The organism is Streptomyces sp. NPDC050617, assembly GCF_040654795.1.
In the GTDB taxonomy this organism is placed as follows: domain Bacteria; phylum Actinomycetota; class Actinomycetes; order Streptomycetales; family Streptomycetaceae; genus Streptomyces.
Window position 1 is genome coordinate 1 of the sequence record NZ_JBFAIS010000015.1, and the last position, 12,779, is coordinate 12,779.

13 protein-coding genes and 1 pseudogene are annotated in these 12,779 nt (G+C 71.5%); 5 read left to right on the forward strand and 9 right to left on the reverse strand.

What is annotated here, in order from left to right; genetic code table 11:
- The first annotated feature begins 154 nt into the window (after nucleotides 1-154).
- Together AB0I49_RS20460 and AB0I49_RS20465 are read left to right on the forward strand one after the other, a co-directional pair.
- Entirely contained in the window at nucleotides 155-745 is a 591-nt protein-coding gene (locus tag AB0I49_RS20460) for an SMI1/KNR4 family protein (protein ID WP_363228422.1), read from the forward strand.
- A 49-nt stretch (nucleotides 746-794) separates the two neighbouring features.
- Nucleotides 795-1,732, forward strand: a pseudogene (locus tag AB0I49_RS20465) (transposase); the annotation flags it as partial.
- 265 nt (nucleotides 1,733-1,997) lie between these two features.
- On the opposite strand, the gene AB0I49_RS20470 reads toward AB0I49_RS20465, so the two are convergent.
- Nucleotides 1,998-2,582 carry a TetR/AcrR family transcriptional regulator gene (locus tag AB0I49_RS20470; RefSeq protein WP_363228423.1) on the reverse strand — a complete coding sequence of 195 codons (585 nt, stop codon included), beginning with the start codon at nucleotides 2,580-2,582 and terminating at the stop codon, nucleotides 1,998-2,000.
- A gap of 19 nt (nucleotides 2,583-2,601) precedes the next feature.
- On the opposite strand from AB0I49_RS20470, the gene AB0I49_RS20475 reads away from it, so the two are divergent.
- Entirely contained in the window at nucleotides 2,602-3,309 is a 708-nt protein-coding gene (locus AB0I49_RS20475) for a nitroreductase/quinone reductase family protein (RefSeq protein ID WP_363228424.1), read from the forward strand.
- Between the two features lie 278 nt (nucleotides 3,310-3,587).
- A complete protein-coding gene (locus AB0I49_RS20480) occupies nucleotides 3,588-3,968 on the forward strand; it encodes a hypothetical protein (RefSeq protein ID WP_363228425.1) in 381 nt (126 codons plus the stop codon).
- A gap of 132 nt (nucleotides 3,969-4,100) precedes the next feature.
- On the opposite strand, the gene AB0I49_RS20485 is transcribed toward AB0I49_RS20480, so the two are convergent.
- The 6 genes from AB0I49_RS20485 to bioB all read right to left on the reverse strand — a co-directional run bounded on the left by AB0I49_RS20485 (nucleotide 4,101) and on the right by bioB (nucleotide 10,131).
- Nucleotides 4,101-4,298: a DUF4177 domain-containing protein gene (locus AB0I49_RS20485; RefSeq protein WP_363228426.1), complete on the reverse strand. Its 198-nt coding sequence runs from the start codon at nucleotides 4,296-4,298 to the stop codon at nucleotides 4,101-4,103.
- Between the two features lie 318 nt (nucleotides 4,299-4,616).
- Nucleotides 4,617-5,186, reverse strand: a complete 570-nt coding sequence (locus tag AB0I49_RS20490) for a lamin tail domain-containing protein (protein WP_363228427.1) — start codon at nucleotides 5,184-5,186, stop codon at nucleotides 4,617-4,619.
- 911 nt (nucleotides 5,187-6,097) lie between these two features.
- Nucleotides 6,098-6,769: a methyltransferase domain-containing protein gene (locus AB0I49_RS20495; RefSeq protein WP_363228428.1), complete on the reverse strand. Its 672-nt coding sequence runs from the start codon at nucleotides 6,767-6,769 to the stop codon at nucleotides 6,098-6,100.
- A gap of 124 nt (nucleotides 6,770-6,893) precedes the next feature.
- On the reverse strand, nucleotides 6,894-7,610 hold the full coding sequence (bioD, locus tag AB0I49_RS20500) for a dethiobiotin synthase (RefSeq protein ID WP_363228429.1): 717 nt from the start codon (nucleotides 7,608-7,610) through the stop codon (nucleotides 6,894-6,896).
- A gap of 45 nt (nucleotides 7,611-7,655) precedes the next feature.
- Complete coding sequence (locus tag AB0I49_RS20505) at nucleotides 7,656-8,960, reverse strand: adenosylmethionine--8-amino-7-oxononanoate transaminase (RefSeq protein WP_363228430.1); 1,305 nt, start codon at nucleotides 8,958-8,960, stop codon at nucleotides 7,656-7,658.
- Entirely contained in the window at nucleotides 8,953-10,131 is a 1,179-nt protein-coding gene (gene bioB, locus AB0I49_RS20510; protein ID WP_363228431.1) for a biotin synthase BioB, read from the reverse strand. Before bioB ends, AB0I49_RS20505 begins: the two co-directional genes overlap by 8 nt.
- 148 nt (nucleotides 10,132-10,279) lie before the next feature.
- Between bioB and AB0I49_RS20515 the strand changes: the two genes are divergently transcribed.
- On the forward strand, nucleotides 10,280-11,422 hold the full coding sequence (locus AB0I49_RS20515; protein ID WP_363228432.1) for an 8-amino-7-oxononanoate synthase: 1,143 nt from the start codon (nucleotides 10,280-10,282) through the stop codon (nucleotides 11,420-11,422).
- 62 nt (nucleotides 11,423-11,484) lie between these two features.
- Here the strand turns inward: AB0I49_RS20515 and AB0I49_RS20520 are convergent, their stop codons facing one another.
- Nucleotides 11,485-11,709, reverse strand: coding sequence for a DUF397 domain-containing protein (locus tag AB0I49_RS20520; RefSeq protein ID WP_363228433.1), 225 nt, complete (start codon nucleotides 11,707-11,709; stop codon nucleotides 11,485-11,487).
- A gap of 9 nt (nucleotides 11,710-11,718) precedes the next feature.
- A complete protein-coding gene (locus AB0I49_RS20525; RefSeq protein ID WP_363228434.1) occupies nucleotides 11,719-12,624 on the reverse strand; it encodes a helix-turn-helix transcriptional regulator in 906 nt (301 codons plus the stop codon).
- Nucleotides 12,625-12,779 lie beyond the last annotated feature (155 nt).

Consider the following 12,779-nt stretch of genomic DNA (forward strand, 5'->3'; position numbering starts at 1 on the left):
AATGTTCTGTGGGCAATGATCCGCGACGGAGCGTGCTATCAAGCTGCACCACCAGTCACGATGGTCGCTTGACTTTCTGATTGGGAAGTCTTTTAACCTGCTGCGTGTAGTGGTCCGAGGCCAGAGTGTCAGTGCCCGGTGATACCTATAGGGCGTGGAAGATGCGATTTCGGGTGCGATAGCCGTCCTGCGTGAAGCCTTTCCGGCAGAGGTCCGTCACCGCCCTTTGGACAGGGACGAGCTTCGGGTGTGGGAGTGCAGGCACGGGGTGGTGCTGCCGGAGCCGTATCGCACTTTCGTGACCGAGATCGCGAACGGTACCGACGATGGTCCGCCAGACGAAGGTGGTCTGCTGCCGCTGGGAGAAAAACCGGAAAGCTGGGCTGTCTGGGAAGCGGACTGCTGGATGAGTCCGGAGCCGTTCGACGGCACCGCCGTACGCGTACCCGGCCAGCCCTTCCCTCTTGAGGAGGAGTGGCAGTGGGAGTACGACTACTACGACCACACTCGCCACTCGTCTCTGTTGCACCAGACCTACCAGCGGGGCTCCGTGCTGCTGGGCAGCGACGGGCCCGGTGAGTACTGGATGCTGGTGGTGACCGGGCCGCAACGCGGCCGGGTGTGGTGGCTCAGAGACGGATGCGCCGCACCCTATGCCGACCGCCCATCCGATCAGCCGGGGGGCGATTTCCTGCACTGGGTGAGGGACTGGCACGTCGGACAGGGCTGGTGGCGGGCCGAGTAGCGCCTCCATACCCAGGTCGCGGACTCGACCGGCGGACGGACCGGTGAGAACGCTGGTGGCCGAGCACCGGAGGGGCACGGCGCGATGTACGACGCGCTGAACAACGGGACCATCGACGTGCCCCGGCTGCGGCAGGTACTGGCCGGCCTGCCCCTGCCTCAGGCAGCCGATGGGCGCCTGGTCCTCGCCGTCGACGTGTGCAACTGGCTCCGTCCCGGCACCCCGACCAGCACGGATCGTCTGTTCTGCCACGTCTACGGCCGCAGTGGCCGGTCCTCGGACCAATTCATCCCCGGCTGGCCGTCGTACTCCTTCGTCGCCGCCCTCGAATCGGGCCGGACATCGTGGTGCCGGCTCCTGGACGCTGTCCGCCTCGGACCCGCCGACGATGTCGCCGAGGCCACCGCCGCCCAGCTCCGCCGGGTGGTCACCGACCTGATCGAGGTGGGTCGCTGGCACTTCGGCGACCGCGACATCCTCATCGTCTTCGAGTTTCCAGGTCGACGCCTGCCCGGGGCCAGGACCCGCTGCCCCTCTGGCTCTGGTCGTCGGCGATCGCCCTGAGCGGCGAGGACGTCGATGTCCGCTGGTAGACGTTCCTGAGGCGCTTCGTCCTGGAGCACACGTTCCGGCTGATGAAGCAGACCCTGGGCTGGCCCCGGCCGAAGCTCCGCACCCCCGAGGCCGGCGAACGCTGGATGGATCTGGATCGTCATCGCGGCCCACACTCAGCTCCGCCTCCTCCGCCTCCTCCGCCAGGCGGCCACCGACCTGAGACGGCCGTGGGAGAAACCGACCGGCCGGCTTACCCCGGCCCGAGTCCGCCGGGGGTTCAGGAACCTCCGCCCACACCTGCTCTGTCCAGCCCGTGCGCACAAACCCTCAACGCCCTGCCCCGGAAGGCCAGTTGGCTCGAAGAACCGGCGACCCGCCACCCACTGCGACGTGGGCAAGACCGTAAAGCGACCAGAAAGCATCACTGAATGAAACTGACTCGGGCCATAGGGAACAAGCTAACCGACCGGACGACCATGTCGTCCAGGGCGGCGTCGCGGCGGGGTGCGCAGAGGTGCCCCGCGACGGCGGCTGCGAAGGGGTGCGGCGGGAAGGCCGTGCATGTCGGTAGGGGCATGCGGTCCGCCGTGCCGTACCCGTCGTCGGTATCGATGCTGGCGTCGCGGACGGGGCGCTCACCGCGCTGTACGGCGAAGCGATTCCCTATGCGGGCAGGCCGCTTGCCTCGCCGCGGCGTTCAGTGTTCGGGTGGCAGCAGCCGCTCCAGGTAGGTATCCAGCGCCTGTGCCGTTTCTGCCGGGGGCATCGCGTCGGGGGCGGTGACCGCGTCGAACATGAGGCCGTCGACCAGCGCGAGGAGCAGTCGGGCCTCGCGTTCCGGGGCGGGGCCGGGCTGTCCGCTCGTCGCGGGGAGCGCCTCGTCGAGCGCGAGCCGCAGTTCGTCGCGGATCGCGCTCAGCGTTTCGCGCTGGATGTCCGCGAGGACGGGCGAGGTGAGGGAGCGGGCCGCGAAGGCGAGGTAGACGCGGCACTCCGCGAGGCGGCGTGCGTCGAGCGGCAGCAGTTGGCGCAGGGCGGCTCGTATCGACTGGCGGGGTTCGGCCGTCGCGTCGAGGCGGGCGATGCGGGCGCGGGTGCGCTCCACGACCTGTCGGAAGGCGAAGGCCAGCATCTCGTCCTTGGTCGAGAAGTAGTACTGCACCGCCCCGATGGATACGCCCGCCGTTGAGGCGACCTCGCGGACGCTGACCTGGTCGAGGCCGCGGGAGCCCGCGATGTGCAGCAGCGCGTCCGCCAGCTGTTCCTGTCGAGATTCACTCACGAGAGTACAATACGAATGTATGGGACATTATGGAAGTAGCCGAGATGTGGCGCTCGGCCTGTTCACCGTCACCGGGGTCGCGGTGGGCCTGGTCTGGGCGTGGTGGCTCATCGACCCCACCGCGCCGCAGGGCGCCCTCCTGCCCGCCGTCGTCAGTGCCGCCCTCGCGGCCAACATCCCCCTCACGCTGGCCAGTACGCGCCTCAAACGCGCCCTGGTGACCCCCGTGCAGCGATACCTGATCAACCCGCCGGTCCGCCTCCTCCTGCGCATGGGGCTGATGCCGCTCGGCTACGCCCTGCTGGAGACCCGGGGACGCAGCAGCGGCCGGCCCCGCACCACACCGGTCGGCAACGGCCGCCGCAAGGACACCTTCTGGATCGTCGCCGAGCACGGGCAGCGCGCCGGATACGTGCGCAACATCCAGCGCTGCCCGCAGGTGCGGGTCAGGCTGCGCCAGGGCTGGCGTTTCGCGTGGCGCGAGGGCACGGCCCACCTGCTCCCCGACGACGACCCGTACGCACGGCAGCGGCGAATGGGCCGCTTCCACCCACTGCGCGCCCTGAACGCGATCGTCGTCCGCGTCATGGGAAGCGAACTGATGACCGTGCGCATCGACCTGGCTCCCCTCTCGCAGGGCAGCAAGCACGGTGCCACGATCGCCCGCGCCCTCGCACGGGCGAGAGCGGCCACCGCACGCAGCCCCAGGCTCCGGGCCGGGCACTGACCAGCCCCACACCCGCCTGGGGCGGCCCGTGACGAGGTGGCAAACGCCGGCGAAGAGGCGGACGAAGCGCGGGAGAGCGAGCCGCCGCGGACACCGTGGCGCTTCCGCGGGCCGCGATGGGCTGCGAGGGCTGAGGGTTGCCGCCGTTCGAGGGCCCTCCGATTTTCCCCAGCCGCCCGGAGCCTGGTTTCTGCCACATGACTCAAACCTCCTGCTGCGGCCGAAACCAGTGGACTAGAAATGCCGGGCGGGAATTCCCCCGAAACAGGAGGTCCATGATGAGCACGGGCACGGGTATGCGCCGACGAGCCGCGACGACTGCCGTGACGCTGACGTTGGCGGGCACACTGGGGGGCGGCCTGATGACACCGGTGGCGTCTGCCGCCGGCCACGGGCCCTGCTACGACGGGCGGTGCACGACCAAGGTGTCGGCACCCAAGACCATCAAGGTCGACAGCCGCACGTTCGGGTTCAAGCAGTTCAAGATCACGCGCATCAGCTCCCGGACCGTGACCGTGTCGGCCACCACCACGACCGGAGCACGGCTCGGCGGCAGCGCCAGCGCGGGCAGCACCGTCCAGCTCAACAACCTGAAGATCTGGGTGAAGTCGATCTCCGGCCGCAAGGCCAAGCTCCAGCTGTCCCCCACGTCGCGCTGAGCCCGCCGTCGAACCCCGGCGCGTTCGTCTCACGCCGGGGCTCGACGTCCCCCCCCAGCAGACACGGCCGTCCTTACCCGCTGCTTGAATTGCCCGTTCGGGGCGGCATGGGATCCTGGGGAGAGCGAATGTTCACCTGGGCCGCTTGAACGTGAACGTCAGAGACTTGACCGACCCGCTGCTGTTCGTTTGGTGCGGCGCATGGCTCACAAGCTGCCACCCCTCCCTTCCGTACCGCTCAAGCGCCGAGTTGACCTCTGCTTCGTATCCCCCCTCGACGAAGACGGACCGCGGCTCGAAGATCACGAACTTGTGCTCCCACATCTCCATGCCGTCACCCTGCCCAAACCGCAGCAGTCATATGAGCCCCACCGCAGGCGAGCGGCTCCGCGCAGACCGGATGGAGGGGCAGGCCGAGACCCTGCTCGAAGAACGAGTACGCGGCCGCTGCTGCTGAAGTGGGCGGGGGGAGGCCTGACCGGCCTCGAGGACGCCCCGCCGCATCAGTCCTGATCCGTCGGCAGGAGACGTGACGGGCTGGGGAGAAGGGCTGTCGCTCCGCCGCGCGGCAATGGAACTGCACCGAGCCGGACAACTCGGTCTGCGGCCCGGCTTCGCCCGCATACGGCGCCGCCCGGCTCCGGTCGGTCAGCAGCTGGATCGGCCGTGGCGTGAACGCGGGGCAGCCCCGCGCCTGAGCGGGCGGGGCTGCCCGGGCTGAGGTTGCGGGTGGGGCCAGCGGCGGTGGCGGCCACGGCCCCAGGCTGCGCGATCCGGGACGTGTCCGCGGGCGTCGCGGAGTGTGGCGGTGTCGTGGTCGTTGTCCCAGACGCAGTCGCAGCGGCCCTGGCAGACGTCGTGGCGAGCGCCGTGTCCACGGCCGGTGTGGACCGTGACGCCGAAGCGGCCCTCCAGGCGCAGGCGGTCGAAGCGGCAGCGGTTGCCCTGCTGGTCGGTCAGGGGGAAGCCGCGCAGGTTCGCCGGGTGCCGGGAGAGGTTCTTCACTTCCACCCACCCGGCGTTGAGGCCGCGGTGGGAGTGGTCGACCAGCGCGAGGAGCAGCCGGGCCTCGTGCTCCGGGGCGGGGGCGGGCTGGCCGCTCGGTGCGAGGAGCGCCGCGTCGAGCCGGACGCCGCGCGCGGTGCCGCGACTGGCTACCCGCCCGCACCCCCGAACACGGCTCCACCCCCGGACACATCCGAAGGAAGAAGCGCACACCCCACACCGGTAGCGGCACCCCACCCCCGCGCGCCTCCCGCACCACACCCCACGCCCCAGCCACACCCGCCGGTGCCGCGGAGAACAGTGACCACGAGCGGCCAGACGTCGGTTCATCGGCCGGGCCTCATCTCGGCCACGGCAGCACGGAGAGTTCGGGCCACTGGCTTCTCCAGCTCGGTGTCTTGGCATCATAGTCCGCCCACCGAATGGTGGGCGGATCGGTTTGCCTTGCCGACGTTATGTTATGTCGATATTTCCCACGGGCCGGCCGTGCTGATCTGTATATACCCGGGCCCAGGGATTCTCAAGGTTCCCCGAATGGATCCGGAATCCAGCAGCTCTGTGACCTTTTCCCCGGTCCGTGAAATATGGACAATGTCTACCCCCTGATCTGCGGTTCGCCGATCGAATGAATGCGCGATGGAATGAATCCCCGCAGGGCACTGCAGTACATCTGCGGCTTCGCCTTTGATGGTTCCTGACAGTGTTCGCGCCAGGTTGGCCGGCAATGCGCGCAGGCGCCAGCGAGAGATCCCACCTCCACGCTCCGTGCCGGCCTTCCGTTCGACATGGACGTGGGTGTATTTCGGCTCAAGTGGAAATCGGTATGGCTTCCTTCCCCACGTCGACACCGCCAGAGGGCCTCGCACTTCACGTTCCGGCATTTTGGTGACCCCAGATGCAAAGAATGAACTGGTCCACCCCAGGGAGCGTATTTCCACAAGTGTTGGCTGCCCGGGTGTGTGATTGATCTCCACCTCACGGCTTCGCCATCCTTGATAGGGAATTTCCCCTTCCATCCGGTTTCCTCCCCTATTTTGAGCTTTCAGCGCCCCATGTTAAAGGCCGAGCCGAGCACGAACGTGCCCAGCCGCACCCGCACCAGAGGGCGTTGGGGAAAACCGGCGTCAGAGCGGCGGGCGCCTGGCCGTTCCCAGCACGCACGGCGAGGAGGGGACGCGGGTACTGCCCTCCGGCACCCGGAGCCGCCGGTACGAGACGACCTCGAACCCCGCCGCCTCGATCGACGCCAGCACGTCCCGCGACGTGTGGCAGCCGCCGAACAGCAGCGGCCACACCGTACGGTCCACAGCGCGCTGCACCGCCGCCTGCACCCGCCCCGGCGCCAGCCCGTGCTCGAAGAACCGCAGCTCCCCGCCCGGCCGCAGCACCCGCATCACCTCGGCCAGGGACCGCCCGACGTCCCGCACGGAACAGAGCACCAACGACGTGACCGCCGCGTCGAACGCCTCGCTCTTGACCGGCAGCGCCTCCGCCGCCCCCGGCGCCACGTCCACCGGGACCCCGGCCCGCCGGCCCGCCTGGAGCGCGGCCTGCCGCAGCCGCCGCTCCGGCTCGATCGCCACCACCTCGGAGACCGTGCCCGGATAGTGCGCGAAGTTCAGCCCGCTGCCCGCCCCGATCTCGATCACCCGCCCGGACACGCCCGCCAGCAGCTCCCGCCGTCGCGCGCCCACCCCCGCCCGTTCGTCGGCGATCGGGCCGACCTTCTCGTAGACGCGCGCGAAGAGCGGGTGATGCACGGCATCACGCGGGATTTTCCTGGTGCGCCCGGTCATGGCGACGGCCCTTCCCCGTAGGTACAGCTGTACGGGCTTTCTGCCCGCGCCGCGCCCCTTCCAGCCGTCGATGGGCCACTGGGCGGAAGGGGGAAGCCGCCCGCCCCGCCTCCCTCGGCCCCCGTCAGCCCCGCTCCGCCCCGAACCGCCTCGCGTCCCACGTTCCGTCCAGCTCCGGCGCGAGCCAACCGGCCGCCGCCGCGCGGAATTCGGCCGGGTCGAGCGCGGCCGCGCCCTCGGGGAGGGCCCCCAGCAGCGGCGCGCCGGCGCACGTCGGGAAGTCCGCCAGATTGCACCGGGCGGCCAGGTCCGGCGCGCCCGGCCAGCTGCCGATGACCACACCGCGGCAGCGGAGGCCGCGGGCCCGCAGCGCCTCGGCCGTCAGGGCGGTCGCGTTGAGCGTGCCGAGCCCGGCGGGCGCCACGATCAGTACCGGCGCGTCCAGCAGGCGCGCAGCGTCGGCCAGCGTGGCCCCCGACTCGTCGAGGTGTACGAGCAGCCCGCCCGCGCCCTCCACCAGCACCAGGTCGTGTTCGGCGGCCAGCTTCCGGGCCGTCCGCGCGATCTCGTCGGGGCGTACGGGCGTGAGTCCGGCCCGGCGGGCGGCGGTCGCCGGGGCCAGCGGCTCGGGGAAGCGGGCGAGTTCCACCCCCGTCACCGGGCCGGCCAGGCGCAGCACCTCCGCGACGTCCCCGGGCTCGTCCGCCGCCACACCCGTCTGCGCGGGCTTCAGCACGGCCACCGACCGGCCCCGCGCCCGCGCCGCGGCGGCCACCGCCGCGGTGGCGACCGTCTTTCCGATCTCCGTGCCCGTCCCCGTGACGACCAGCACCGACGACATGTCTCAACTCCCCATATCAGTAAGCTGTTGCGGGCGCCCGCGCGCTCAGGCGGCACGCGCGGCCGCGCACACGGCCGCGCCGATGCGGGCCAGGTCCCGCTCATCGGTGATGTACGGCGGCATGGTGTAGAGCAGGTCCCGGAAGGGCCGCAGCCACACCCCCTCCCGCGCCGCCGCCCGCGTGGCGGCCGCCACGTCCACCTCATGGTCGAGCTGGACGACGCCGATCGCGCCGAGCACCCGTACGTCCCGTACCCCCGGCAGTCCCGCGGCCGGGGCCAGTCCCTCGCGCAGCCCCGCCTCGATCCGCTCCACCTCGCGCCGCCAGTCCCGCGCGAGCAGCAGCTCGACGGAGGCGCAGGCGACGGCGGCCGCCAGGGGGTTGGCCATGAACGTCGGCCCGTGGGCGAGCACCGGGACCTCGCCCCGCGAGATGCCCTCCGCCACCCGCGCCGTGCAGAGCGTCGCCGCCATCGTCAGATAGCCGCCGGTCAGCGCCTTGCCGAGGCAGAGCACATCGGGCGTGATCCCCGCATGCTCCGCCGCGAACAGCCGGCCCGTCCGGCCGAACCCGGTCGCGATCTCGTCCAGCACCAGCAGCACGCCGTGCCGGTCGCACGCCTCGCGCAGCACCCGCAGATACGCGGGGGAGTGGAAGCGCATGCCGCCCGCCCCCTGCACCACCGGCTCGACGATCACCGCCGCCAGTTCGTCGGCGTGACGCGCGATCAGGCCCCGCAGATGCTCCGCGTACCCGGCGTCCGGCTCCGCGTCGAACCCCGCCGGGGGCGCGTCCGCGAAGACCTGCCGGGGCAGCGCTCCCTGCCACAGGCCGTGCATGCCGCCCTCCGGATCGCAGACGGACATCGGCTGCCAGGTGTCCCCGTGGTAGCCGCCGCGCCAGGTCAGCAGCCGCTGCTTGCGCGGTCTGCCGACCGAGCGCCAGTACTGGAGGCACATCTTCACGGCGACCTCGACGGACACCGATCCGGAGTCGGCGAGGAAGACGTGTTCCAGCCCGGCGGGGGTGATCTCCACCAGCCGGGCCGCGAGCCGCACGGCGGGCTCGTGCGTGAGCCCGCCGAACATCACATGGCTCATCCGCTCCAACTGGCCGCGCGCCGCCGCGTCGAGCACGGGGTGGCCGTAGCCGTGGATCGCGGACCACCACGACGACATCCCGTCGATCAGCTCGTCCGCTCCCCAGGCCGGCTGGGCGAGCCGCAGCCGCACCCCGGCCGCGGACTCCACGACCAGCGGCTCCTGGCGGCCCGGCATCGGACCGTAGGGGTGCCAGACGTGCCGCCGGTCCAGGGCCAGCAGTCGGGCGGGGGTGAGCGGCTCAGGCATTGGGCGGCAGATCCGTGCCCGCGCCCCGCCGGCGCACCGCGACCAGGTCCGTACGGGGGCCGGAGTCCGTACGGGCGTCAGGGCGCGTACCGGCGTCGGAGCGGTCCGTACGAGCGTGAGCGGATGTGGCGGATGTGGCGGATGCGGCGGGCGCGGCGGGCGCGTCCGCCCGGTGCGCGGGCAGCGTCGTGGTGTCCGCGCCCTCCACCTCGAACCCCGCGTCCTCGATCATCGCCAGGTCCGCGCTGCCCTCCTGGCCCTCGCTGGTCAGGTAGTCGCCCAGGAAGATCGAGTTGACGAGGTGCAGCGCGAGCGGCTGGAGGCTGCGCAAGTGCACCTCGCGCCCGCCCGCGAGGCGCACCTCCGCGTCCGGGCAGACGAACCGCACCATGGCGAGCACCCGCAGCGCGCGCCGCGGCGTGAGGTTCCACTCCCCGGCGAGCGGCGTTCCCTCCATGGGGATGAGGAAGTTGACCGGAACCGAGTCGGGGTCCAGCTCGCGGAGGGCGAAGACGACGTCCACCAGGTCGGCGTCGCTCTCGCCCATGCCCGCGATCAGCCCGGAGCACGCCGACATGCCCGCCGCCTGCGCCTGCTGGACCGTCGAGACCCGGTCGGAGAAGTCATGGGTGGTGCAGATGTCGCCGTACGTCGCCTCGGAGGTGTTCAGGTTGTGGTTGTACGCGTCCGCGCCGGCGGCGCGCAGCCGTTCGGCCTGCCCGCGCGAGAGCAGCCCGAGGCACGCGCACACCTCGACGCCCTCATGCCGCTCCTTGATGGCCTCGATCGTGCGGGAGACGCGGTCCACGTCCCGGTCGCTCGGCCCGCGTCCGCTGGCCACCAGGCAGACCCGTTTCGCGCCGCCCGCCACCCCGGCGGCAGCGGCCTTCGAGGCGTCCTCGGGCTTCAGCCAGCTGTACTTGAGGATCTCCGCCCGCGAACCGAGCCGCTGCGAGCAGTACGAGCAGTCCTCCGGGCAGAGCCCCGACTTGAGGTTGACGAGGTAGTTGAGCTTCACCCGGCGGCCGAACCAGTGGCGGCGCACCCGGCCCGCCGCGGCCACCACGTCGAGGAGTTCGTCGTCGCCGGACGACAGGACGGCGAGGGCTTCCTCACGGGTCGGCAGCTCCCGCCGCAGCCCCTTGTCCACCAATGTGCGCAGAAGATCCATGCTGCTGATCCTCGCTCAGGCCCGACCCTCGCACTATGGAGGATTGATACAAGAGCCGTCGAGCGAGGTGTGTGTATTGCCGCACCTTGACCCCGCGTCACGAGGGCTACGTTCTATGCAAACCCCACAGAACGACGAGGGACGGCCGATGCAGCAGGACCCGTTCGAATGGATCGACGCGCAGCGCGGCCGGCGACGGCGGGCGGGGCTCGTACGGACCCTGCGGCCGCGCCCCGCCGACTGCCCGCTCATCGACCTGGCCGGGAACGACTACCTCGGGCTGGCCCGGCATCCCGAGGTCACCGCGGCCGCCGCGGACGCGGCGCGGCGCTGGGGCGCGGGAGCGACCGGCTCGCGGCTCGTCACGGGCACCACCGAGCTGCACGCCCGGCTCGAAGAACGGCTGCGCGGGTTCTGCGGGTTCGAGGCCGCACTGGTCTTCTCCTGCGGTTACACCGCCAACCTGGCCGCCGTCACCGCCCTCGCCGGCCCCGGCGCCCTCATCGTCTCGGACGCCGGCAACCACGCCTCGCTCATCGACGGCTGCCGGCTCTCCCGGGCCGGGACGGCGGTCGTCGCGCACGCGTCGCCCGACGCCGTCCGCGCGGCGCTCGCGGCGCACGGCGGCCCGGCGCTGGCCGTCACGGACTCCGTCTTCTCCGTGGACGGCGACGCGGCGCCGCTGCCCGCGCTGGCCGCCGCCTGCCGGGCGAGCGGCGCGGCGCTGCTGGTCGACGACGCCCACGGGCTGGGCGTGCTGGGCGAGGGCGGGCGCGGCGCCGTGTACGCGGCCGGGCTCGCGGGCGCGCGCGACGTGGTGGCCACCGTGACGCTGTCCAAGTCGCTGGGCAGCCAGGGCGGCGCGGTGCTGGGCCCGGCCAAGGTGATCGACCAACTGGTCAACGCCGCCCGTACGTTCATCTTCGACACCGGCCTCGCCCCGGCCGCGGCGGGCGCGGCGCTGGCCGGGCTGGAGCTGCTGGCCGGGGAGCCGGGGCGGGCGGAGCGGGTGCGTAGGGTCGCGTACGAGCTGTACGCGCGGCTGACGGCGGCGGGGCTCGCGGTGCCCCGGCCGTCGGCGGCGGTCGTCTCCGTACGGGCCCCGTCGCCCGAGGCGGCGGTGCGGTGGGCCGCGGACTGCCGGGGGGCGGGGCTCGCCGTGGGGTGTTTCCGGCCGCCGTCGGTGCCCGACGGGGTGTCGCGGCTGCGGCTGACCGCGCGGGCGGATCTGACGGAGCAGCAGGTGGAGCGGGCGGTCGCCACGGTCGTGGGGACCGCGCCGCCCTCGTGATCAGTGGTTCTCGAAGCCGTCGGAACGGCTGGGCGCAGGGGCTGCCCGGCCCGCCGGGACCGTCAGAGGGAGCCGTCGCGGACAGCCCCGACGAAGGAGTTCCAGGCGGCGGGGGAGAACAGCAGGACGGGACCGGACGGGTCCTTCGAGTCGCGGAGCACGAGCAGGCCGGATCCGGTGGCGGCGGTCTCGACGCAGTTGTTCATTCCGGTGCTGTGGCTGCTGCGGCGCCAGGCGGTGCCGAGCAGCTCCGCATCACCGGACAGCGGGCATGGCGTGGTGGACATGGTGCCTCCTCAGGCGCCGACGTCGGTCTCGGCGTTGGCCTTGACGTTGATCTCGGCGTTGATCTCGGTGATGAAATTCAACGATGCGTCGTGCGGCAGGGCGCGGGCCCGCAGGGTTTCGAACGCGGTGCAGTACGCCTGGAGGTCCTCTTTCCGTTCAAGGTAGACGCTGCCCGTCAAATGGTCGAGAACGACCACATCCAGATCGGCCATGGGCGAAAAGGAGAAGATTACGAAAGGCCCGGTAATGCCAATGTGGCCGCCATGGGTAAACGGCAGCACGTGAAGGCTCACATTGGGCAGCGCGCCGAACTCCAGCAGCTTTCGCAACTGCCCTGTCATGACCCCCGGGCCTCCCACCGCGCGCCGCAGCACGGCCTCGTCGAGGACCGCGCACAGCCGCGTCGGCGACGCCCCCCGGAGCACCGCCTGCCGGGTCATCCGCACCGCCACCAACTCCTCGACCTGCTCGTCGGGCGGGTCGCCCAGCGCCGCCCGGGTGACCGCGCGCGCGTACTCGGGCGTCTGGAGCAGCCCCGGCACCACGGTCGTCTCCAGCGTGCGGGCCTGTGAGGCCGCGGTCTCCAGCGAGATGAAGTCCCGGTACTCGGCGGGCAGCAGGTCGCCGTACGCGTACCACCAGGTGTTCCGCGCCCCGTTCCGGTCCGCGGGGCCGGGGCTGCACAGTGCCGTCAGCAGGGCGCGCCGTTCGGCGTCCACCACCTCGTACGCGTCCAGGAGTCGCACCACGTCGGCGGGTTTCACGCCACTGCGACCGGTCTCGATACGGCTGACTTTCGACTGGTGCCAGCCCACCGCCGCCGCTGCCTGACGGCTCGTGAGCCCGGCCGTCTCGCGCTGTCGCCGCAGTTCCGCGCCGAGTTTGCGGCGGCGCACCGCAGGACCGTTCCCCATGATGACTCCTTTCACTCGGTGTCAATGCGCCAGTGTGCCGCGCAAATACGGTCTCCCGTCGCAGAGTTCACCGCTTTGAGCGACAGATATATGCACATCCGGCTGGATTGCCGCGGGGGCGACACCATCGATGGCAATCTGTCGCGGAGAGCCGT